This is a genomic window from Lactiplantibacillus herbarum (assembly GCF_001039045.1).
Taxonomy (GTDB): domain Bacteria; phylum Bacillota; class Bacilli; order Lactobacillales; family Lactobacillaceae; genus Lactiplantibacillus; species Lactiplantibacillus herbarum.
The window spans coordinates 32,378-57,389 of record NZ_LFEE01000023.1 but is presented as its reverse complement, the minus strand read 5'-3'; the positions used below and the strand labels follow the sequence as shown (position 1 = coordinate 57,389).

The window sequence follows — 25,012 nt, the reverse complement described above, 5'->3', positions numbered from 1 at the left end:
AGGATGATTGAAATTGAAAAAGAATTTAACAGTATTTGATTTACAACGATTTGCTGCAGACGCTAGTGCCGGGCTTGCCGGAACAGGGACCAAGCTTGAAATGTCAGTGGATGGCACTAAGTTTGATGAAATTGGCGGTATTAAGACCGTTCCTGACATGGGTTCAGACCCAGAAAATATTGATGTGACTGATTTATCAGATACGAAAAAGAAGTCAGTTCCTGGGATTGAAAATACATCAACGTTAGCTTTTACCTTTGTGTACAAGGGCAGCAACTTTGCAACGGCTTTAACGCACAATGGTGACAATAAGCAATATAAATGGAAGGTCACTTATCCTGATGGGATGACAGCTTCTTTCACTGGCTCATATACCGTCAAAATGGGTAACGTTGCTGTCAACGGAGCACTTGAATACACGATTTCGATTATCGTATCGGACGGACCGGACTTTGCAACGGCCAGTAGTAGCGCCGGAGCTTAGAACCGTCACATTTTATCCAGATAATAATTAACTTGAGTAAGAGACGAGTAGGCCAGCAGGCTGATATGAGACGAATAATAAAAATGGAGGAACTACGTTATGACAGTAAAGAAAGCAACTAAGAAGTTTGAAATGGGTGGATTACAACTTGAATTAAAGTTAACAGGCCGTGATATTTTGAATATTGAAAAACGCTTGGGTAAATCTATGATGTCGCTCTTTATGAGTGCGGATGGCGGAATGAAATTGCCACCATTGAATGAAATGCTTATCGTATTGCAAGGTTCGAACCAAACTCACGGCGTTACTGATAACGACATTTTTGCTGCCTTTGAAAAATATTTTGATGAAGGTCATGCCCCAATGGATTTATTTACAGTGCTAACAGACTTATTCCAGGAATCTGGTTTTTTCGGCAAGACAGCTTCGGCTTCGAAGACGAATACGGAATCGGAAGTCACTCTGGACAACGAACCAACGACCGAGACGACACTTTAAGCAATAATTACCAGACTGTTTCTGAGTTGCTAAGTTCTATTTACCCATTGGCCGTGCAATCTGGGATTGATTCTGACCACTTTTGGGAACTTGATTTTGGTGAACTCATGGTTCAAGTAATCGCAAATAATCGTAACCGTATAGATGATATGCGAATGAGAGCGGTAATGGATCACAAGCAAGCTGAGATGATGGCATTTGCTTTGAACGACCCTAGCAAAATGCCATCGGTTGAAGAGGCTTATCCATTTATCAAAACAGCGACTAGTACATCGTCGGATTCTGTTCCTGAATGGAAACGGGACCAGTTGCTTCTAATGCAGCAATCGCAAAAGATTAAGACAGCCCGAAAATTCAAAAAAACTACATAGGAAGGGGGAAACAACGTGGAACTTGAAGAAATTGAACTGCTATTCAAAGTGAACACTGAACAAATGGAACAACAATTTGCCAAGGTTCAACCGATGATTGATAAATTGATGGGGAAGACCGCTGATAGTGCGAAGTCCGGTATGGACAAGACCGAGCAGTCGATGGATGTTTCTAAAGGTGTTCAAAAGTTGCAAGACCAGTTGTCCGGTTTGAACGAGACTATCAAAACTGCATTCGAACGAATGAGTAGCTCGACATCTACCGGGGCTAGCAAGGTCAACCAGAATGCTGGCAAGATGTTTACCGGTAGCCGGGTTAAGGTAAAACAGGACTTACAGGCCATGCTGAGTGATATCAATGCAAAGATGGATCAGGCCCGAGCTGCTCAAGCCAAGATGCGTGACTTAATGAATCAAAAAACGTCCTTGAATACCGCTCAACAGAATGGGACGCAAGGAATTAAAATTGATAATCAGGTTGCGTCCGCTCAAGCTCAGATGACGCGTTATCAAAACCAAGCTAAAGCTCTAGCCCAATCAATGCGACAAGAATTTAAAGCGGTGCCGGACTCACTGCGGCAGATTTCTAAAGCTATGGATCAAAACGAAGTTAAAATTGAAACCTATCGGCGTCAGTTGAAGGCGTTGCAGGGCTCCTATCGTGATGTTCAGGATTCTATGAAGACGATGGGTGCCAGCGACCGGCTGACCAAGCAAAGCACGGCACTTGAAAAGAGCATCATGAGCACACGCGATAAGATGAACAAGCTCATTAATTCCAATGATAGTCTGAACAAGAGCTATGCTTATGTTTCTGATCGTGGTGACGAACTTAAATCTGTAATTGGTAAGCTCAATACTGAGATGGGTGAATCCGGGACGGCTGCTACACGAGCGGCAGGTTCGTATAATCGTTTCGGCAGTGCGGCAAGTAGCGCAATGAATAAAGGATCAGGTTCCGGTAAGGGGCCTTCTAATTGGTTCAGTCGCATTAGCAACGGTATTCAAAGTGCAACAAGTCGGATACGCAATTTTGGAAATAGTAGTAGTTCTTCAATGAACAAAGCCTCTTCTAGTGCTAGACGGACCAGTGGGGCCCTGGGCGGCATTGCCCAGCAGTTGAAGTACCTCCCATCACAATTAATCGTATTTGGGTTGCTGTACCAAGGCTTGACGCAACTTGCTACTGGGATGATGACAGCATTTAAGACGAACGCGCAGTTTGCAAGTAGTCTGAATCAAATCAAGGTCAATTTACTGACAGCATTCTATCCGATTTATAACTTTGTTCTTCCGGCCGTGAATGCGTTAATGTCATCATTATCTAAAGCCACATCATGGTTGGCACAGTTCACGTCAGCACTAACGGGTATGAGTTACTCCAAAGCTCGACAAGGTGCGCAGGGCCTTTATGAGCAGTCTAAGGCACTGAATGACACGGCCTCAGCTTCTAGTAAAGCTTCTGCTTCTGTTAAGAAGGCTAACGAAGAGATTCGAAAACAAAACGCTGCCCAGGCAAAGTCGGTTCGTGAGGCTAATGCACAAATACGCGCTCAAAATCAAGCTCAAGCAGCCTCAGTTCGTGAAGCAAATCGACAAATTGCGGAGTCGAACAAACAAGGTGCTGCCAAAGTTCGTGCTGCTAACGCGGCAATTGAAGCCGCCAATAAACGTTCTCAGGCTTCCATGGAAGCAACCAAGAAAAAGAACAAAGAACTCATGCAGTCTTTAATGGGCTTTGATGAACTGAATGTTCTTGATAAGAGCAATGATGATGAAGACTACTCTTATGATAAAAAGCCAAAGGAGACTTTTACTCCGCAGGAAACACAAACGGCACCAGATTCAACGCCAACACAAAACGCACCGGAAAGTACGCCACTGCAATCGATGGATGGTACTGATGCTGGAGCTGGTGATGATGGTGTCAATTTCGGCGTACCATTAGGTCAGCCATTCAACAGCGCAACTGATGCAGCTAAAAAACTGCAAAAAATTTTAGGTGAGCTGTTCGACCCAATGAAGGCAGCTTGGGACGCCAAGGGTAAATCAGTAGTGGATGCTGCTAAGTACGCTTGGAAAGAGGTTGAACGAGCGCTCAGCGATGTTGGACGATCGTTTATGCATGTATGGGACAACGGCACTGGTCAGAAGACAGTAGAAGCTATCTTACAGCTGTTAGCAGACATGCTTAACATTATTGGTGATATTGCCAAAGCGTTCTCACAAGCATGGGAAGGTGGTGGCGGTCGTGGTACTAAGCTAGTCCAAACTATTTTCAATTCGCTGAATAATGTATTGAAACTGATCCACGACATTGCGAATTCTTTCCGGAACGCGTGGAATGGCGGCAATTTAGGCGAACGTATTTTTGCGAACCTGATTAAATTAGCTACTAATGTTGCACGAATTATTGGTGATATTTCTAAAGCGTTCGACAATGCGTGGACCCATGGTAATACCGGTACTAAGCTCATTCAGTCGATTTTAAATATGCTGAATGAGGTCATCAAAGTATTGAATAACATTGCGGTAGCATTTCGTAATGCTTGGAATAGTGGTGCGGGTGAGAAAATTGCATCAAATCTCTACAAGATATTCACAAACATCTTTAATACTGTTAGTGCACTTGGCGGCCAATTTGACAAGGCTTGGCAACATGGTGGCGTTGGTACATCTATTTTTAAAACGCTGCTCGGTATGGTTAATGACATGTTGGGTGCGTTAAACGACATGACAGGAGCAACCATTAAGTGGGCTTCTAAGCTTAATTTCACACCCTTACTACAATCGATTGATGGATTGCTAAAAGCGATTAGACCAGTAGTCAAAGATGTATGGGACGGCCTGGATTGGGGATATCAAAATATCCTGTTACCATTGGCCAAATACACGATTACTAATTTAATCCCAACGTTCTTCGATGCATTAGCTGCGGCGCTTAAGTTGTTTCACAGCATTATTCAAGCTTCACAGCCAGCCTTTAAATGGATATGGGATTCGTTCCTTAAGCCATTAGCAAAGTGGACTGGTGGAGTTATCGTTGGCATGCTTAAGAAGTTAGCAGATGCATTAGGTGGGATTTCCAGTTGGGTAGATAAACACCATACGGCCGTTGAAGCAATGGCGAAAGTCTTAGTAACTATGTTTGCATTCAAAGTAACAATGACAGGATTAAGCAATGGAATAGGACTACTGGGGAATTTAGCTGATAAAGCGGTTATTATCGGTGGTAAAGGGCATGTTCTCAGAGACTTTTTCAAGGGTATTACTGGAATTGATAAGTTAGAAGAAGCCGTTGGCAGTGTGAAGACATTATGGTCGCTTGCAAAAATGAAGTGGTCAGATTATGCTGCTGCATTAGCAGATGGTTGGAAGGCGCTCAAGAGTTGGTCTGTGTGGTCTAAACTGGCTGCTGTTGGTCAAGCTGCATTGAATGCAGTTATGGACGCGAATCCAGTAGCATTAGTGGTATTGGCTATCGCGGCATTAGTTGCTGGATTCGTCGCGCTATACAAACATAATAAGAAATTTAGAGATTTTTGTAATTCTGTGTGGAAGAATATAACCAAATGGTTTGGAGATTCAATCGATTGGATCTCTAAAAATTGGACTAAAATAATTGGTTTTATTATTAATCCGGTTGGCACGATTGCTTCCTGGTTCCTTAAAGATACAAAAACAGGTAAGAATATTCTTAAATGGGCATCGAAATTACCGGGTAAAGCCTCCGATTGGGCTAAGAGTGTTGGTAAAAAGGTTGGGACCCATATAACTAATGCTAAGAAGGATTTCCAACAAGCAGGAAAGAATATTGGTAATTGGACTACTGGGTTTGTTGGCGGTGCTAAAAGAACTGTTAACACTTGGGCATCGAATATTGGCAACGGTGTTCATAAGAAAGTTTCTGATGGTAAAAAGGCCGCTCAAGAAGCGGGTAAAAAGATTGGTAACTGGACGTCTGAGTTTACGAGCAAATCTAAAGGTGCAATCGTCGGTATTCGAAAATGGGCATCAAATATCGGTAGTAATGTTAATACTAAAGTCGAAGATGGCAAACGATTAGCCAAGAATGCGGGTAGTAAGTTAGGTTCATGGGTTAATAACTTTAGAACTGGCGCAAGTAAGACTGTCTCTAGTTGGGCTGGAAGTTTAGGCTCGAAGACTAATTCTGGAATGGGGAGTTCTAGAACAGCTGCGTTAAGAGCCGGTACTCAGTTAGGTAATTGGGTTGCTTCGTTTAGAACTGGCACGGGTAAAACAATTGCAAAATGGGCCGGTGGTTTAGGCGGTAAAATTGGTGGCGGTCTTTCATCTGGTTGGAAGTCTGTAAAAAAGGGTTCTGCGGATGTTGCTAATGCAATTATTGGTACGATTGGAAAAGCCGTTAATGGCGTTATCGATGGCATTAAATGGATTCTCAATCACGTAGGCGCCTCCAGCAAAGCAAAGTCATTGAGCCACTGGAGTGTTCCGTCATTTGCAACTGGTGGTCGCCATAAAGGTGGTCCAGCAATCGTTAATGATCAGGTTGGTGATAAGTATCGTGAAGCATACAAGTTACCAAATGGACGAACAGGTCTTTTCCCAGCAGTTCGCAATATGATGGTCAATCTTCCGAGAGGTACTCAAATTCTCAATGCGGCACAAACGGCTCGTAAAGCAACAGCAATGGTGCCACACTATGCCGGTGGTATTGGAGACTTTGATTTTGACTTTTCAAGTATTGGTAACTTCAATTTGCCAAGTTTCAACTTTAGCATGCCGAATTTTGGTGATTTGTTCAGTGGTATAGGGGACAGTGTAGGCAGTTTTGCCAATGGTGTGAAAGATACGGCAAGTGATATTTGGGACGATGTCACGCACCCTGAAAAAGTATTGAAAGCTGCTATGAACAAGTTTGTTAAATTTACCGACTTAGGTGGCTATCCGCTAGATGTTGCTAAAAGTATGGTGGATTTTAGTGTTGATAGTGCTAAAAGTTGGGTCGGTAAGATTCTCAAAGAATACGGCGAGAGCGAAGGACCAAATGGTGGTGCAATCACTCATTCAATGATTAGTCGCGCACTCGAGATGACTAAAGTTCCTAAATCGCGGTGGTCAAAGATGCAACACGATATCATTGAAGTGGCTAAGTCAGAGACCGGGAATCGAAATATTACGCAGACAATTACTGATGTGAACTCGCTAGCTGGTAATCCTGCAGGTGGACCACTACAGTATGTCAAGTCAACATTTGATGCATTTGCTTTCCCTGGACATCATAACTTCAGATCATCATTTGACCAAGTATTGGCTTATCTGAATAACTCAGACTATTACAATGCTGCTGGTCATACAGTCATTTGGGGCACGCCTAAATTTGATTGGTTGCACAGTGGACCGATTGGGCACCGCCGTTTTGCTAATGGTGGTCTTGTTGATGCTCATCAAATGATCGAAGTGGCTGAACAGAATAAGCCGGAAATGGTTTTACCTTTAACTAACATTCCACGGTCAATGCAATTGATTAAGCAGGCACTAAGCTTCATGGGACAAACGTTCAGTGATGGCCTACAAATGCCCACAGCTTTAACTCAGTCGATGGATATGAACAACCTGGCTAGTCAGCCAAGTAGTACAAGTACACAGAGTGTGAATAGTGGCGGCATTAACGAGCTCGGAACAAGCATCGTTAATGCGATTGTACAGGGCTTACAAATGACAAATGTTGGCGGCAGCATGAACAATCAACCAATCAATGTGAACTTGACGTTGCAAGTTGGCGATGAGAAGTTCGGTAATGCTGCTATTAAAGGTATTAACGCGGTAAATCAGAAGAATGGTAAAAACATGTTGAGACTATAGGAGATGATTACGATTGACATATTCACTGAAGATTGGTGGGACAGTGGTTAAAGCACCACAGTCCCTAGAAGTTGCAATTCAAGATATCGATGCAAAAGCATCGCGTGACGCGAATGGACTTTTGCATCGAGACCGTGTCGCAATCAAACGCAAGTTAACAGTAAAATGGGGGCCGCTAACACTGGCCGAGAATAGCACAATACTAAAAGCTGTCTCTGGACAGTTTTTTTCTTGCAGTTATTTAGACCCACAAGAAGGTGCAGTAGTGACCAAAACATTTTATGTTGGTGATCGGACTGCACCGATTTATACACTTAACCCAGTGACATCAGATTATATTTGGCAAAATGTTTCAATGGATTTCATTGAACAGTAGGCGGGTGAAAATTAATGATTAAGCAATCTGATTTAGCCCTCGCTGCATGGAAGGCAACTGAACGGACGTTGGATGCAGTTGTCACAATTAACAAGATTGACTATAAAACGACAGATATTGCATCCATTTCATATGACGCAGGTGGCTATACTGGAGATACGTTTGGTATTGGCTCGAATTATGAAAACAGCGTGACAATTAAGTTTTCGCACTTAATTGAAGGACTTAAACCTGGCATGACGGTATGGCCTAAGATTGGTATAAAAACATCTAATGGCTATGAGTATAGCTCGCTTGGTCTTTTTATCGTATCAGATGACATTCAAATGGACCGAAACAACGATGAGACAACAATTAAGGCATATGACCAGATGTGTCTATTGGAGGGTACCTACACTTCTAAGTTAACTTACCCTGCGAAAATGACCAGTGTGATTGCAGAAATTGCAAATTTGGCTGGCGTGTTACTCAATACAACTGACATTAGTCGTTTGCCTGTACAAGTTAACTTACCGAGTGCTATTACCGGTCAAACGTATCGAAATGCAATTGGCATGATTGCTCAATTTTATGCTGGATTTGCGACGTTTGATAGGGACGGCAAATTAACAATTCGCACGATTACAGAGCCAGATTATACATTAGATCCGAGCCAATATGAACAAGGTGGCTTAACAAAAAATGAAGCACCATACAAAATTGGCGGTATTCAGTGTGAGGTCACAACGACTACTACGGATTCAACAGGTCAGAGTACCGAAACTGCAAACACGCTTCAAGTAGGGGCAGCGTCAGGATCACAGATTAAACTCACCAACAATTTGATGACAATGGATCGTTTAGCATCAATATGGCAACAGTTACAAAGCTTGACCTTCTACCCTTTCAGTTTGAATTGGTTTGGCAATCCTGCAATAGAAGCTGGCGATTGGCTAACACTACAGGATACTAAGGGAAACAAGTTCAACGTGCCTAATAATGGTTATACTATGACGTTTGATGGCAGTTTGTCTGCTGTTTCTAAAGCAGATCAGGCCTCAACCTCTAGTAGTAGCTATGCTTGGCGAGGCGAGCTATCACAATATGTTGCTGACTTAGGTGGACGGCAAGGTGCTTCGGGTAACTATATCTATGGTACAGATACAACTGAACCGCCATACGGAGCTAAATTTAACGATATCTGGTACAAGCAGAACGGTAATAAAGTTGAATTGTGGACTTACGAGCGTCAGGCAGATGGAACTGGTAAATGGGTACTTACTGTGTCGGACGCTACTGGGGAAGAAGTGAAAGCAAAAGTTGACCAAGTGGAACTGGAAGCTAAGGCTAGTACAGATGCAGCTAAAGCGGCCAGTGATAAAGCTGACCAGCTTGCGGCCAAGTACGATGATACAAATGCATTAGCTAATCAAGCACTGGATCGAGCTATTGATGCACAAAGCGATGCTAGTATCGCAGTTGCTACAGCAAACTCTACAGCCTCGGAATTCGGAAAAGTTGACCAAAAGGCAGAGAGTGCCTTAGCTAGTGCACTTGGCGCTCAAAGTGATGCTAGTGTTGCCGTTAAACAGGCCTCTTCTGCTGCAGCTGATTCTAAAGATGCCAAGCAAATAGCCGGAGCGGTCAGCCAGAGTTACAAGACTCTAACTGATGGTTCAACTATGACCATTGCAGAGTTAGAGAATGGTCTAGCTACAAAACTGACTAAGACTGATTTGGATGGTTACGCTACTGAGACTTGGACGCAAAACCAGATTAAAGTTACTGCTGATGGAATAAATGCGACCCTGTCCAGTGTCAAAACGACTGTTGACGGTCAGACTATCAGTATTAATGACCTCAAGGCTGACTCAAGTTCTTTTAAGAGCCAGTTTACGACTGTTAATAATACTCTTGGCAAGCAAACTACTGATATTAGTACCTTGCAAGCCACGTCTAAAGACTTAACCACGGGGTTTAATACACTTACTACTGATAATGCAACTAATAAGAATGATATTAGCCAGCTCCGTCAAACGGCAACAGAACTCAGCAGTACCATGATGACCGTTCAGACACAAGTCCAAGATAGCGCTGTGGGAACTAACTTGTATATTGATACTAGATACTTTGATAATCCTGGTGCATGGACTAACTGGTCGGGTTATTACAAAACTGGAGAAAAATTTAATGGACTAACAATCATGGAAACGAAAAATGATTGGGTTGGTTTAGGACAAACTATACAGGCTAAGAAAGGTGAAACTTATACCTTCTCAATTTACGCCAGATACGAAAGTGGGACTGGCAATTCTAAGATATATTTTAGATATAGTAATGATTCGACCAACACGGATGTTGGATCAGTAACAGTTTCTTTAAACGAAACATGGCAAAGGGTCACAGGAACTGTGACAATAACCGATGATGGGCCAATAAATGTTCGTATAGAAAGATCTTCTGACAACGCTAATACCTTGCTCATTGCTGGTCCTAAACTTGAACGAGGGGCCATGGCAACTGATTATTCCACCAGCCCGTTGGATAATGCAACAGTTACTGCTTTCTCCAAGCTTTCTCAAACTGTTGACGGTATGCAACTTGACATCTCCAAGAAAATCGAGCAGAAAGATCTTAATGGATATGCCACCCAAACATGGACTCAAAATCAAATTAAGCTTACTGCCGATGGAATTAACTCAACATTATCTAGTGTTAAAACTACGGTTGATGGACAGACGACAAGTATTAATGATTTGAAAGCTGATTCCAGTGGGTTTAAAGCTCAATTTGTTACCGTCAATGATGCTCTTGGAAAGCAGACTAAGGACATTGGAACTCTTCAGGCGACGAACAAGTCTTTAGCTGCTAGCTTTGATTCGTTGAGCACCGATAATGATGCGAACAAGCATAATATTAGTCAGCTACAAGCAACAGCTGGCTCGTTTAGTAGTACTTTGGCCACCGTTCAGCAGCAGGTTACGGATAGTGCTGTGGGAACTAACTTATACCGGGATACTCGTGACTTTGATAATCCTGGTGTATGGAACCGATATGAGTCCTGGACAAAAACTGGTGAAATTTATAATGGCATGACTGCCGTTTCTACCACCCAAGACTGGAATGGATTGTCTCAGACCTGGGCTGTTAAAAAAGGAGAAACGTATACTTTCTCAATTTATGCTAAGTATGATAGCGGAACTGGTAAATCCAATTTATATTGCCGAGGAATTGATAATGTGAATAGTACTAATACTGATATTGGTGCTAAAAACATTAGTCTAAATGGTACTTGGCAGAGAGTGTCCGTTACGTTTGTAGTAACTGCTGATGGTTACGTGTGCCCTCGACTTGAACGGACTAATGACAACACTAATAAACTAATTGTCGCAGGTCCTAAGCTTGAACGAGGATCAGTCATGACAGATTATTCCACTAGTCCGTTGGACAATGCGACAATCACAGCACTTTCAAGCATTTCGCAAACTGTGGACGCCATTCAAACGACGGTTCGTGGCAAAGTGGATAATAGCACCTATCAATCCAAGGTAGAGCAATTGAGCAACCAGATAACTTCTGTTGTAGGGCAGGTCAATACCTTTGGCAAAAGAAATATTGTAACTAACTCACAATTCCAATATGACTATATGGATGGAACATCTTGGACTGGTGGGACAACTGCAACTTGGTATAAGTCAGATTTTGCTTGGTCATGGGTTAACGGGTACCAAGGTATTTGTATTAATCAACCAACAACGACAGATACCAATACTTGGTATAATTTGTTCTCAAGAAAAATTGTTATTGGGCTGGACACCTCAACTCCATGGTCGGCTAGTGCTTATATAAATGTTGATCACGTTGGCATCGATGCGATGATTATTGTTGAATTTTACGACACTAAGGGCGCTCGTATTGGATACAAGGAAACGCATAAAAACAGCCGTGGACTGGAACTAATTAAAGTTGAAAATGTCATCCCTCCGGATGGAACTGAAACTGTTTGCCTTTCATTTCGTGTTCATGGTGGTGGTCATGTTGCGATGATATGCCCAATGCTCAACCAAGGAGATAAAGCTGCGGCCTATGTTCCTGATATTACAACTGGTGCAGAACTTCAGCACGCATATTCTGCTATCCTTCAAACTAATGACCGGATTGCTCTTCGTGTTGAAAAGAATGGGATTATTAACGCAATTAATATCTCTCCTGAAGGAATTAAGATACACGGTAACAACCTGCATATTACGGCTGATACCTATATCGATAATGCCATCATTAAAGACGCCATGATTTCGAGCCTAAGCGCTGATAAAATTACTGCAGGTACTATTAATGCTGCTAATATCAATGTAATCAATCTTAATGCGAACAATATAACAACCGGTACGATTAACGGTAGTAACTTATCGATTAATCTGAATACTGGTAATGTCGAGTTCCAGAAAGGACGTATCCATTCGTCTGATAATGCGATTGATATTAACATTAACAGCAAGTACATGTCAGTTGCTGACAAGGATAACCGTATACTCATATCTGGTGGGGAAATCCAAATGATCCAACCGCAATTTTTCGACCGTCAAACTAGCCCATATGTTCGTATCAGTAATGCTCAGGCAGGGGCCTCTTGGGGTGGTGCAACTTTCTGGGGGCGTGACTATTTTGCGGTCACTAACGGGGCTAACGATGGAAGTATCTTTTCTTCGCCACTGGGAGAAGAAAAGTTCGCAGGCATTTCTGGAGGGCATTCGACCTCCGGATGGCAAGTAACCAAGATCGGCGGTGCGGAACGGGGTGTGATTATATCTGGGGGTAGAGAATATAATAATGGCTATATTAGCTATTCGCCATTTATAAGAGTTGGTGATCCTGGTCATGCAGGGACGGGTCTACATGGTAAGAACATCACTGTGATGGCCGATTACATTTATCTAAACTCTCCTCATTCAACATCTCATGGTGCGAACGCATATTTGGCCCCCGATGGGGCATTGGTTCCATCGAATTCCGCTGCTAAGTACAAGACCGATATTGTTCGAACATTTGAAACCCAGCTAGGTGATAAACTTCTAGAAGTTCCAGTTGCACATTGGAAAGACAAGGAAGAGGTATTAACCAAGACCCTTGACCCTGATGCTAAAACTCCAGAAACTTACTTTGGAATGATTGCTGACGATCTGGATGATGCTGGCCTGAATGAACTGGTTGAATACGATGATAAAGGGAGCGTCCGGGGTATCCAATATGACCGGGTCGCATTAGCTCTTATTCCATTGATCCGTAACTATCGGGATCGTATAACTGAATTAGAAACTGAAGTCAAAGAAATGAAAGAGGTATAGTCAATTATGACAGCAAGAAAAGAAGTATTAACATTCACAAACGGACAACTGGTAGCCATTGGAAACACTTTGTCAGAATTCAAGCTTAAAGGTCGAGCTTCGCTTGGTCGCACCTGGTTGATTAATCATCTTGAGGAACTAAACAAGCAATTTAATGCTGACCAATTAGCAACCCAAAAGAATTTCTTTAAAACAGATAAAGATGGGGATTTTGTCTATAAGAAAGATAAAAAGACGCTAATTCTGAAAGATGACTACACCATGGACGAAGCTCAAAAAGAGTTTGATCAATTAGTTAACGAACCTGTAAGCATTGAAATCAGCTCATATTCTGCACGAATGAAAGCTTTATTTCATGCACTTGAGGACTATCCATATGAGATGGAAGGGCAAGTAGCTCAAGTATACGCATTAGTATTTGATCAGTTCGATAAAGCATATGGAAAAGGGGAATAATGATGGAATTATTAAACACTAGCATCTCTTATAATATAGATGGAACTGGTAATACAAGCTCTGTAATTGCAGGCCTTCGTGGTGAAGTAGAAGGTCGAGTAACTATTACAGCAAATGTCACTATTTATCCGACTGACTTAGCTAAAGATGAAACTTTCGATGATCTAACCAAAAAAGAATTATCCAAACGTGCGGTGGATAAGATTCCATCAGTAATTGACTCTCTAATTGCAGTTAATGGTGGGTGGAGTTTTACTGCTGGCAAGATTTCATCGGTATCCACTCAATTTAATCAGTCTGAAACTGGCACATATGTGAATGCGAATGTTACTGCCACTGAATCAGATTTTTCAGATAAGAAGTTAGACGATGTTACGATGTCGGAGGCGCAGAGTGTGCTGCAATCCATTCTTAAGAATGAATTGCCAACATCATAAGTATTAAGTGAAAGATGAACTTTGAAGAGATGGTGAATTGAAAATTAATAAGTTAAAACGACTAGGCCAGTGTATTTTAGGACGCTTTTGACCGTTCAATCAGGAATGACAAATAGGAGGTAGACAATTGAATAAGCACAAGTTAAAGGCACTCATCTTAACGGTGGGCGCCATTTTTATGGCCTTTTTAATGGTCAATGTTACCAGTCAGGCTTCAACTAGTCGTGACCAAGGGGTCGACTGGTCTAAGTATAACGGCAATAGTGGGATATTCGGCTATAGCACCGATAAGTTCGTGCTCTCACAGGCAGGTGGCTTTTATGGTGGCACTAATATTCCTCAGACCACGTATAACAGCCAAGTTAAATCAGCTCAACAGGCTGGTAAACGAGTGCATACCTATTTATGGGACGGTGTCGGTGGCAATATGACCAATGCCAAGGCGATGATGGCCTATTACTTGCCACGGATTATGACGCCCAAGGGTAGTATTGTCGCACTAGACTATGAGGACGGTGCTTCTAATAGTGTGACAGCCAACACTAATGTCATTCTAGCCCAGATGGCCCTCATTAAAGCGGCTGGTTATACCCCTATGTTGTATTCCGGTAAAGCTTACCTCAATGCTCATGTTAACACTAGCGCCATTGTTAAAGCCTATGGTAATTGCCTATGGCTAGCTGAGTATCCAGACTACTTGGTTAGAACTAGCCCTGATTATAACTGGTTTCCATCAATGGACGGTGTGGCTATCTTCCAATTCACTAGCATGTATAAAGCAGGTGGATTAGACGGCAATGTTGACCTAACGGGAATTACTAAATCAGGCTACACGACTGCTAGCAAGAAACAAGCTCAAGCCAATGTTAAGAAGGCTCAGGCCACTAAGCAGGCCACCTTTAAGGTCGTTAAATACAGCCAGCTAGGGGTGTTCTATCCTAATCTGACACTAGCTGTTCGCTACACGGATAGCGACAAAGTTAGCCAAGTGGCTACCTATCATAAGGGTGAGAGTGTAACTTACAACGCTGTCATTATTGAACATGACTATGTATGGGCACGCTACACCCGTTCAAATGGCCTGTACGGCTTTATTAAACTAGGCGTCACCAAGGTCAAGCCTACGGGAAGCGAGTTACTGGTAAGCTGGTTAGTCATACGTATTATACAGTCAAGTCTGGCGACAGTTGGTGGTCAATTGCTCAGCGAAACGGCCTAAGTATGACTACATTAGCTAGTCAGAATGGCAAGACGATTTACACCACTATCTATCCTGGCCAGCGATTGGTGGTGCGGTGATTGCATACACTATTAGGATTAGGATGGGATGAATGGGGATCAATTGTTGCCATTGTCGCTAGTATTTGTGTACTAGCTAATTGGATTCTAAATAAGACGGTCCGTATCCCGCTTAACGATTTAGGCAAGCGGCTGAGCCATTTTACCGATGAAAGTTTAAAAGTGAGGCAGCAAAATGCTGAAGCAATGAATGCGATTGAAAATCGGGTCATTAAGGTAGAAGGCCGGCTAGATGGTCATGATATGGAATTTAAACATCTATATGAAAAGGAAGCCAAAGGAAATGAAAAAAATTAGTTTTAAGAATGCCGATGGAAGTTTGAACGGTAAATTGATCGCTGGGATTATTTCCTTACTGATCGTTTTGATTCAACAAGTCTTTGCCATGTTTGGTGTTAAGTTTACTGGTGATTGGTCAGCGATTATCGCAGTATTGAATACCGTATTAACGATCCTCGGTATGCTGGGCGTTATTACTGACGTTCAAACAGTGACAGTACCAACAGTTAAAAGTGACGAGGAAAGCCAAGTTGAAGCGACGGCTAATAAAGTTGCTGACGAAGCGCAAACACCAACGTCCACAGTCGCTGCAGTGAATAGTTCTGCATCATCTAACACTGAAACGACGTCAGAATCCGCCTCACAATCAGGAGAAAAAATAGTATAATAATCGTGAACTGTTCTAGTCCCCCATGCTTCGGCGTGGGGGATTTTTTGTTAACAAAATATATAAAAAAGAGCCAGTCAAGACTGGCCCAATGTTTAAATAAATAAAATGGGTGTTCTGTTTCTCCTAAGATAATAAAGAACACAGTTATTATACATTAAACCTGATTAATATAACAAGGACTTATTAATATTTTTCTATAGATTACTTTCGGTATTGTGATATAAACCGACAAGTGTTATTATGTCCCTTGTCCTGTTATTAGTATCACAGCTTTCAAATCCCCCTAAGATTGTCGGTTAGTGGTGCCGGAAGTGATGAGGATAATCTTCTGCTTGATGAGTGGAAGATTTTTTTGTGTTGCTTGCCTGTATATTTTGTTAGTGAGAGTTTAGATTTAGCATTATTAGCTGTCAATATAGCTAATTAGATAACTACAATACTTTACAGAATAGCAAGTAATAAGTATAATATTAATTGTCTCTAGTGTAGTTTCTAGATGATAGTTATAACTTGATTAATTCCCCTGCGCTTCGGCGTGGGGAATTTTTTGCGTAAAAAGCCGCCTGCTGTAAAGGTAGATGGCTAATACATAAGAGAAAGTATCTCAGCGAAAAACGAAGCAAACAGATGCAATGTTAACACTTTGCCCTTTAGTAAAAAATGTAAAGTCATTTGTAAAATCCCACACTAGCCTTAATTGGCTGGTGTGGGACTTTTTTTGTGTGTTTGAGATAATAAGTTGGTATATAATAGTGGATAAAGCAAAACATCAAAAAAAGGACCAATATTAAATTAATTTGTGCTCTTCCACGATTTGTAAATTAAAAATCTCTCTTTTTCAGAAATGGCTTATAAATGGCATTTATAGCGTGCTACCCTTGATGGTATAACTACCGTGCGGGTGATTAACTGATAAATGTTGAGAAATGATAAAGCACCGAAACGCTGATATAAAGGCGTTTCGGTGCTTTTTTTTATGCCTGAAAAACACTCAAACACGGAATGTTCTTCCAAAAACAATTGAATAGCGTCAACACCACTAGTTTTTGGAAGAAAAATTAACAAGTGGTGTTGCTAATTAGTTGTCCCGTATTTACTTGATAATGCGAATAGTTTAAAATCAACTCGAAAAGCAATTAGTGATACTAAGAAAAGACTTAAAATGTGGGAGGGCTATATCATACTAATGACTGAAAATATTATTGCTGAAAGTGTATATATGTATCGTGGACAATCAGTAGTGACGATTACACGACCACATAAAGTAATTGATGCGGGGTCTGTTGTTCATCTTGAATCTGGAAAAAGATTAAGTGTTGTTTCAATTCCGTTATACAATAATCCTGAAAGCCTACCTGCTGGTAAAGTGGATATAATCTTAGATGCTGAAATTAGGAAAAATGATGTTTTATATTATTAGAGTGTGATAGTCATCTTATTGATTGAGATGGCTTTTTATTTTGGTAAGAATTCTAGTTCTTGATTTGCTATAGTTAATAGATGAGGTGATTTAAATGCTATTAACTATAACAAATCAGGATATTATGAATCGGATCAGTTTGGTGAATAATGATTCGTGGACTAAAACATTAATTACTGTTGGGGTGCCTGCACTAACTACGATTATTGTGTTATTAATTTCAAATTTGTTCTCTCAAAGGTAACTTAAAAATCAATTTGGCGTAGAACGAAGAAAATCGGTAGATGATAAAAATAGACAATTACATTTAGAAGAAAAAATGTACGTTGAGAAAAAAGCAATAGAAAATTTAACAGAATTAATACCATTAATTTTCCCAATGTTTGAAGAACAAATCTTTCCTAATGCATTATTGTTGGATGACTTCTATGCAACTGTTCGTCATGGAGCTAGTAAAACCTTTGTTGAACAAGAAACCAAAGATTTTGATGGAAAATTTCACGTGGAGAGTAATTTGTTATCCGAAAGTCGCTTTAAATTAGATGCTATGATTGCATATGCATCTTCAGAGAATAGAATGCAATATCAACAGCTAATTACAGAAATTAGTGATTTTGAAGCTAAAAAAGTAAATTGTCGTATTTATAAATTGAACTCTTTAGATTATCCTGGCACACATGATTATATTTTTGGAGATAAGTATTATTGTGATCAGGTTGATAATTATAGACAAAAAATTGGAGAATTAGTCGGGGACTTGCAACGAGAGCTATATAATTATGTTGATAATGCTTTGAAATAATATTATGACCCAATCAAGTCATTAAACTACGTACAAATAAACATCGTGAAGTAATAAGACGTGTGACCGTAGCTAGGCCTATTGGCGTGGTCGGAATCGGTAACACGACTTTTTGTTTTGAGCTAATTTCAGGAGGAATCACCATAGTCGAAGAAATTACAGGTATATAGACTTAACTAAACAATAATTCTCAACCAGCGGAGCCAACAGATGTAACAACGTTTACGCAATCTCAATTAGATTCAGAAGCAGATAAAGACTTTGAATCTGATTGGACTAAGCAAGTCAAGCGTTAGAATATATCGAAGATGAGTGTACAAAGTTTGCTAAGATGATAGCCAGTGAAAAGGCAGAGAAAAATGTTCATATTAAGTTATCAGATGAACGATAAACCAAGAATGCTTAGTATTAGTGCATTATGGTTGTTGATTGATAATTATTCACCATCAGATTCAGGCAGTTTATCAAGTACGTCAAGCTCAAGTAGTGCATCGGTTGTGTCAAGTGCAAGTCTCATCTTGAGGAATAAGCAACGTTGATTGATAGTAGTATTGATTCTTGGTGCAAAAAAACTGGCATGGTGTTTATGATACTGGTTATTTAGATTGATTAAATAAATAGTGATAGAGAGCGAACAAAGCCCTGAACCAAGTCGAATAACTTAGGTCAGGGCTTTGTTGTATGTGGTCATTAGTTTAAAGCAGTTGGATTTGAAAGAAAGTTGCTAGAATGGCATTAATCACTGAATTCTAACAAAGATGAAAACGCGGCTAACGACATTCCCGGAACAACCCGCTGACGTGGTAAGTTGTACTGATCCTGTTGACTAGTAGCGATTCCTGGAACAGTCGATAGCGCGTATTGGTAATGAGCAGCTTTGTCGGCTTTGATCGTCAAGGCGTTAGCCCGGCCAGCTGGGTAGCAAATGACCTGCGTATTCTGGTGCAAGTTGTGGTCAAGCCACTTCTTAGAACTAACCAGTTCAGTCAATTGAACCTGATAGGTGAGGTCGTTCAAGTCTAAGTGGCGGACTGTGTGACTTTGAAAATCAATGGCACCCGATGCCTTCATCAATTTAGCGTCAGCGAGAGTTAAATGGGTTTTCTTACCCGTAAAGCCCGTGATGAAATTAATGGTCGCGTGCTGATGGTTTTGCTTAATGATCGGCCATGCGGCGGTCATGTTGTCCTTATAGCTGTCGTCCAACGTTACCCAGACGATTTTATTCTGTGGTACACGATGATACTTCAGCGCGTAGACGGCTTCGTTAGCGGTCAATGTCCGGTAGCCGTGTTGCTTTAAATAGGCCATCTGTGTTTTAAACTCTTTAGCGGGCACCCGCAATTGGTTACCACTAGAGATGCTATGATACATTAATATAGGAAGCGTTACTTTTTTTACTGAGTGCCAGTGCCGATAAGGGTCGGTTGACTGATGGTGTTTAGCTGCTGTTTGCGAGCTTTTAGTCGCCACCTTAGCTGATGAGCTAGAAGTGTGCTGCTTGGTCGCAGTGGTGGCCGTACAGCCAGCTAATAAGCCTAGCAGTAAAACACCAAATAAATACTTGGTTCCCCGTAAATGCATGATTGAATTCCCCCGTTAAAATTAGAACTAATCCTATCTTAGCTGATTTTGGCGAGCGTGGCACGACTTATTAGCGGTTAGGGGTAAGCTTTTGCAAATTAGTTAAGGCTTGACTGTGCTAATGGGAGATAGCGTGCCAGTATTTGTCGATGAATATCATGAAGTTAATGAGTGTTTACAGTCTACAGGTCTTGCTGTAAAGGGTAGAATAAGATTATCAAGAACGCATGTCGTTACCAGTCAGTAACGGTGTGCGTTTTACTGTCGTGCTGGGGGTATCGACCTTTAGAAAATCTTAATACCTTTTAAGTGCCAAAGGTTAACGAGTGAGTTACAATTATTTACGTGAGGTTTGTAAAGATGGTTGACAAAGTAACGATTTTTCGTTAGATTAATATATTGCATTATTAATTTGATAATGAATGAAGGGGAGCGTGTAAATGCTTAAAATAGCAAAGGGTCGGATCTCATATCCGGCGGTAATTGGTGCGGTGTTATTCATGATCGTGCAAGTTGTCGCTAATTTGAACCTGCCTAGTTTAACATCCAATATTGTGAATAACGGGGTTGCCACTGGTGACGTCGCTTATATTTGGAAAATCGGTTTTGAAATGATCGGTTTCTCATTATTATCTGTCGTTGCAGCTTTTGGGAATGTTTTCCTTGCTGCACGGTCATCACAACAATTAGGTAAGAATCTACGTTCAGATATTTATAAGAAGGTTATTCACTTTTCTAACGATGAGTTCGATAAAGTGGAAACTTCTTCACTGATTACCCGGACGACTAATGACGTTGTTCAGATTCAAAACGTTGCCATGATGGCGTTACGGATGATGATCATGGCACCAATCATGTTAGTTGGGGCCAGCTTCTTAGCCTATACCAAGAGTCATGAATTAACGTGGATCTTTGTGGTTTCAATTCCGGTATTGTTAATCTTTATCGGCTTGATCATGAGCTTTGCAATCCCATTATTCCGGGCAATGCAAACTAAGACCGACCGTATCAACTTGGTCTTTCGTGAAGGTTTGACCGGTGTTCGAGTTATCCGGGCCTTCCGTCAAGATAAGTTTGAACAAGATCGTTTTGAAGATGCTAACCAAGACTACACGAAGAATGCGGTCAAAGTTAACACGATTGTGGCCTTAGCTTACCCCGTCATGACTTTAATTATGAGTGGGACTAACGTTGCGATTGTATGGTTTGGTGGCCAATTGATTGGTAGCCAAACGATGCCAGTTGGGAACATGATTGCGTTCATGACTTACGCAATGCAAGTTTTGATGAGTTTCATGATGCTTGCAATGGTTTTTGCCCTCATTCCTCGTGCAGCAGCTTCTGCTACCCGGATTCAAGAAGTCTTGGATATTGAACCAAAAATCAATGATCCAGAACAAGCAGCCGCATTACCAGCTACAGATGAACACAACTTAGTTTTTGACCACGTTAACTACCGCTATCAGAATGCGGAACAGTTAGCTTTAACGGATATTGATTTTGAAGCACATTCTGGTCAAACGGTGGCAATCATCGGTGGGACTGGTTCAGGTAAATCAACGTTAGTTAACTTAATTCCTCGTTTTTACGATATCGAAAGTGGTGCTGTTGATTTAGATGGTGAAGATGTTCGTAAGTTGAAATTGACTGACTTACATCAAGCTGTTTCATTTGTACCACAGACGGCCACTTTGTTTACCGGGACGATCCGGGATAATATGAAATTTGGGAATGCCGATGCAACCGATGATGAAATCTGGCACGCAATTGAAATTGCACGCTCAACGGATTTCGTTAAGGAAGAAGGCGGCCTTGATGCGCACGTTGAACAGGGTGGGGGTAACTTCTCCGGTGGTCAACGTCAACGTTTAGCCATTGCACGAGCATTAGTTAAACGTGCTTCAACGTACGTCTTTGATGATTCGTTCTCAGCGTTAGACTTTAAGACGGATGCACAGTTACGTGCTGAATTGCGTCAGGACAAGCAGATTCAAAAGAGTGTGGTTGTGATCGTTGCGCAACGGATTGCGACAGTTGCCGATGCTGATCTAATTCTCGTACTTGACGACGGTAAGTTAGTCGGTAAGGGAACCCATGCTGAATTAAAAGCTAATAATGAAGTTTATCAAGAAATCATGAAGTCACAATTACGAGAGGAGGATCAGCTGTAATGAGTGAAAAGAATTCAGCTAGTGCAAAACCGGCACGTCCAATGGGCGGACACGGCCCTGGTAGTCATGGCGTCGTTGAAAAGCCTAAGAGTTTCTGGAAAACGGCAATGCGCTTAATGCGTTACATGTCAGATCGCTGGGTTGGTCTGGCAATTGTTATGATCTTCGCCATTGCTTCCGTGATCTTCCAAATTAGAACCCCTAAGATTTTAGGGAAAGCAACGACCGAAATTTATAAAGGGATTATGAAGGGTGCTGCTCAGCAAAAAGCTGGGATCAGTCAATCTGGCTATCCAATCAACTTTGAAAAGATTGGTCAGATCATTATGATCGTGTTAGTGATGTACTTAGCGTCAGCGCTATTTAACTACATCCAACAGTTCATCATGACCCGTATCTCACAACGGACCGTTTATAAGTTACGTCGTTCGTTTAAAGGTAAGATGCAAAAAGTTCCGATTTCATATTATGATACCCATTCTAATGGGGATATTATGAGTCGGGCCGTTAACGATATGGATAATATCGCGAACACTTTGCAACAAAACTTAACGCAGGCGGTAACGAGTACGGTGACCTTCGTTGGGACCATCTGGATGATGTTAACGATCAGTTGGAAGTTAACTTTGATCGCGATGGTCGTCTTACCACTTAGTGTGATTGTGGTTGGTGTGATTGCACCTAAATCACAGAAGTTCTTCGGTACGCAACAAAAGAGCTTGGGGCTACTTAATAACCAAGTTGAAGAAAACTATGCGGGTCACGTGGTCATCAAGAGTTTCAATAAGGAACAAGATGCCATTGATGACTTTGAAGTTCAAAATAATAATTATTACCAATCAGCTTGGAAAGCCCAATTTATCTCTGGGATTATCATGCCGTTAATGATGTTCTTAAATAACATCGGCTACGTCTTTGTTGCCATTATTGGTGGGATCGACGTTGCTAACGGTAAGGTTTCATTAGGTAATATCCAAGCCTTCTTACAATACACGCAACAATTCTCACAACCAATCTCACAGATGGCTAACTTGTTGAACACGATTCAATCAACGGTTGCCTCTGCTGAACGGGTCTTCGAAGTCTTGGACGAAGAAGAAATGAAGCAGACTAAGTCAGACGTTCCTGCAGTTGCAGATAGCGATAACTTAATCAGCTTGGAACACGTTCAATTTGGTTATAACGATAATAACCTATTGATGGAAGACTACAACTTGGACGTTAAGAGCGGTCAGCAAGTCGCCATCGTTGGACCAACTGGTGCCGGGAAGACGACCATTATTAACTTATTGGAACGTTTCTACGACATTAAGGGTGGTTTAATCAAGTTGAACGGTGTTGATACGCGTGACTTAAAACGTGAGGAGCTCCGGTCACACTTTGCGATGGTCCTTCAGGAAACTTGGCTCTTTACTGGAACCATCTTCGATAACTTGAAGTATGGTCGTGAAGATGCTACCGACGAAGAAATTTACGCTGCAGCCAAAGCTGCTCACGTGGATAGCTTTGTTCGTAAGTTACCAGATGGTTATCAAACGATTCTGAACGAAGAAGCTTCGAATATTTCACAAGGTCAACGACAATTATTGACGATTGCCCGGGCCTTCGTTGCTAATCCTGAGATTTTAATTCTTGATGAAGCAACGAGTTCTGTTGATACGCGGACAGAAGTCCACATTCAACATGCCATGGAACGGTTATTGCATAATCGGACTAGTTTCGTTGTGGCGCACCGTTTATCAACGATTCAGGGTGCCGATAATATCATTGTTATGAACCATGGTTCGGTTGTTGAAACTGGGACGCACGAAGAATTGATGGCTCAAAATGGTTTCTATGCCGATTTATATAATAGTCAATTTACCGGTAATATTAGCCTAGACTAAAGGAGGGGTGTCAATTGTTCCGAAAAACAGCATTAGTGGCGGTAACTGCCGGCGCGTTAACGTTATTGTTAGCGGGTTGTGGTAAGACTACCCTAACAACAACCAAGACGACGTATAACCGTAATGGGTTAGTCGCCGCCGTCAAAGGATCGACTAATCAGAAGACGGTTCATTATCAATTGGATAGTGGCAAGTCTAAGACGGCAAGCGTGCATAACAACACGTTTGTGATTCAAGTTCCAACCAAGGAGACCCGCCAAACGGTCAAGATTAAGGCTGGTTCAGATACGAAGACGGTTCACGTGAACGGGGCTAAGAAGTTAGTTGGTTATCAAAAGATGGCAACGACTTATAATCAAGCCTTGATCGCGTCTAAGTTAAGTAAAGCCGATCAAAAGACTGCTCAGAAGTTACAAGTTCAGGCCGCAGCCCTCAAGAAGCAACAGACAGCGATTGCAGCTAAGGTCAAAACGGCCCAAGCTCAGATCAAAGCAGGTGGTACTGAGGCTGCAACTGGTGCACAAACGTTGCAGGCGCAACAAACGGCTGCAGCTCAGTTGAAGACCCAAGCAGCTAGTCTACAGACAACTCAACAGACTGTTGAGGCGGCCATGAAGACGGCTAAGAAGCAGGTCAAGGATGAGTTGTTACCAACCAAGACACCGAGTGATGGTTTGACCAATGCATTGACGACTAAGGATTATAAAATTCGGTTGAACGTGCAAAAGGGTGACGTTATGGGGGCAGCAGTCATTGTGCCAACCAAAGCGTTTAAGAGCACGTCTCGTCAGAAGAATTTCGGAACGGCGTTTGCATTACTCACCACGACAACTGGTGCGGATGCAAAAACTGTGATGAAGCAGTTTAAGAAAGAAACTAAGAGTAACAACAGTAGTACGACAACAATCGATCCGATCACGTCGAAGGGCGTTCGGTTTACGATTGGGGTATCAGCTTCTGATCTGTTTATCTTTATGACTAAATAAAGTAATTAAAAATACCGGCAAGTCTCCAGATAGGGAGGCTTGCCGGTATTTTTTTGTTGCTCAATCATTAATGAAAGTTAAAAATTAGCTGCAAGTGCAGACGTGTATCAGTACTCAATTCACCGTTCCGTCATCCGAGAAAACGTGCCATGGGGACCGGTCCCAGCCAGAGAGCGGTCTGGAACCTCGCTTCAAAGCCTAAAGGGCAAGTCTTTGAAGACGTCCCGTAATTTAAAGCGGCCAATACCGCCGCCTTAAATTACTTTCATGGCACATTTCCCCAGATGACTCCGCTCAGACTGAATTTGAGCAGCTGACAGTCAGCTTACTTTAAAAACTCAAGTTAACCACAATAATTGCAAGTATCAATTAGTCTAGCCGGAGGTGGGGAGTACTAGCGG

General features: G+C 41.7%; 16 protein-coding genes and 1 pseudogene. 16 read left to right on the top strand and 1 reads right to left on the bottom strand.

What is annotated here, in order from left to right:
- Positions 1–7: 7 nt before the first annotated feature.
- The 13 genes and pseudogenes from ACG95_RS08960 to ACG95_RS08900 all read left to right on the top strand — a co-directional run bounded on the left by ACG95_RS08960 (position 8) and on the right by ACG95_RS08900 (position 17,984).
- Positions 8–484 (top strand): phage tail tube protein, encoded by a 477-nt coding sequence (locus ACG95_RS08960; RefSeq protein WP_003642825.1) that lies wholly within the window; start codon positions 8–10, stop codon positions 482–484.
- Positions 485–583: 99 nt separating this feature from the next.
- Positions 584–982 (top strand): DUF6096 family protein, encoded by a 399-nt coding sequence (locus ACG95_RS08955; RefSeq protein WP_003642826.1) that lies wholly within the window; start codon positions 584–586, stop codon positions 980–982.
- A gap of 26 nt (positions 983–1,008) precedes the next feature.
- Positions 1,009–1,353 carry a hypothetical protein gene (locus ACG95_RS08950; protein ID WP_237756481.1) on the top strand — a complete coding sequence of 115 codons (345 nt, stop codon included), beginning with the start codon at positions 1,009–1,011 and terminating at the stop codon, positions 1,351–1,353.
- A 15-nt stretch (positions 1,354–1,368) separates the two neighbouring features.
- Entirely contained in the window at positions 1,369–7,200 is a 5,832-nt protein-coding gene (locus tag ACG95_RS08945) for a phage tail protein (RefSeq protein WP_021732625.1), read from the top strand.
- Between the two features lie 13 nt (positions 7,201–7,213).
- Positions 7,214–7,576, top strand: a complete 363-nt coding sequence (locus ACG95_RS08940) for a DUF6711 family protein (RefSeq protein ID WP_013355725.1) — start codon at positions 7,214–7,216, stop codon at positions 7,574–7,576.
- A 14-nt stretch (positions 7,577–7,590) separates the two neighbouring features.
- On the top strand, positions 7,591–12,900 hold the full coding sequence (locus ACG95_RS08935) for a phage head spike fiber domain-containing protein (RefSeq protein ID WP_021732624.1): 5,310 nt from the start codon (positions 7,591–7,593) through the stop codon (positions 12,898–12,900).
- A 6-nt stretch (positions 12,901–12,906) separates the two neighbouring features.
- A complete protein-coding gene (locus tag ACG95_RS08930) occupies positions 12,907–13,356 on the top strand; it encodes a DUF1617 family protein (RefSeq protein ID WP_021732623.1) in 450 nt (149 codons plus the stop codon).
- Entirely contained in the window at positions 13,356–13,793 is a 438-nt protein-coding gene (locus ACG95_RS08925) for a hypothetical protein (RefSeq protein WP_225420565.1), read from the top strand. The genes ACG95_RS08930 and ACG95_RS08925 overlap by 1 nt, the downstream gene beginning before the upstream one ends.
- A gap of 127 nt (positions 13,794–13,920) precedes the next feature.
- Positions 13,921–15,092 (top strand): annotated as a pseudogene (locus ACG95_RS08920) (GH25 family lysozyme).
- Positions 15,093–15,389, top strand: a complete 297-nt coding sequence (locus tag ACG95_RS08915) for a hypothetical protein (protein ID WP_021732620.1) — start codon at positions 15,093–15,095, stop codon at positions 15,387–15,389.
- Positions 15,376–15,759, top strand: a complete 384-nt coding sequence (locus ACG95_RS08910; protein ID WP_024971558.1) for a phage holin — start codon at positions 15,376–15,378, stop codon at positions 15,757–15,759. The genes ACG95_RS08915 and ACG95_RS08910 overlap by 14 nt, the downstream gene beginning before the upstream one ends.
- A 1,189-nt stretch (positions 15,760–16,948) precedes the next feature.
- Complete coding sequence (locus ACG95_RS08905) at positions 16,949–17,182, top strand: hypothetical protein (RefSeq protein ID WP_048000213.1); 234 nt, start codon at positions 16,949–16,951, stop codon at positions 17,180–17,182.
- A 319-nt stretch (positions 17,183–17,501) separates the two neighbouring features.
- Positions 17,502–17,984 (top strand): hypothetical protein, encoded by a 483-nt coding sequence (locus ACG95_RS08900; protein ID WP_048000212.1) that lies wholly within the window; start codon positions 17,502–17,504, stop codon positions 17,982–17,984.
- Positions 17,985–18,719: 735 nt separating this feature from the next.
- On the opposite strand, the gene ACG95_RS08895 is transcribed toward ACG95_RS08900, so the two are convergent.
- Positions 18,720–19,568: a polysaccharide deacetylase family protein gene (locus ACG95_RS08895; RefSeq protein WP_048000211.1), complete on the bottom strand. Its 849-nt coding sequence runs from the start codon at positions 19,566–19,568 to the stop codon at positions 18,720–18,722.
- A 440-nt stretch (positions 19,569–20,008) separates the two neighbouring features.
- On the opposite strand from ACG95_RS08895, the gene ACG95_RS08890 reads away from it, so the two are divergent.
- Genes ACG95_RS08890 through ACG95_RS08880 form a run of 3 tightly spaced genes read left to right on the top strand, consistent with a single transcriptional unit; the run spans position 20,009 to position 24,611 of the window.
- The gene (locus ACG95_RS08890; RefSeq protein WP_048000210.1) at positions 20,009–21,739 is read left to right on the top strand and encodes an ABC transporter ATP-binding protein; all 1,731 of its coding nucleotides are present in this window, start codon (positions 20,009–20,011) and stop codon (positions 21,737–21,739) included.
- Positions 21,739–23,625, top strand: a complete 1,887-nt coding sequence (locus tag ACG95_RS08885; protein WP_048000209.1) for an ABC transporter ATP-binding protein — start codon at positions 21,739–21,741, stop codon at positions 23,623–23,625. The genes ACG95_RS08890 and ACG95_RS08885 overlap by 1 nt, the downstream gene beginning before the upstream one ends.
- 14 nt (positions 23,626–23,639) lie before the next feature.
- A complete protein-coding gene (locus ACG95_RS08880) occupies positions 23,640–24,611 on the top strand; it encodes a hypothetical protein (RefSeq protein ID WP_048000208.1) in 972 nt (323 codons plus the stop codon).
- Positions 24,612–25,012 lie beyond the last annotated feature (401 nt).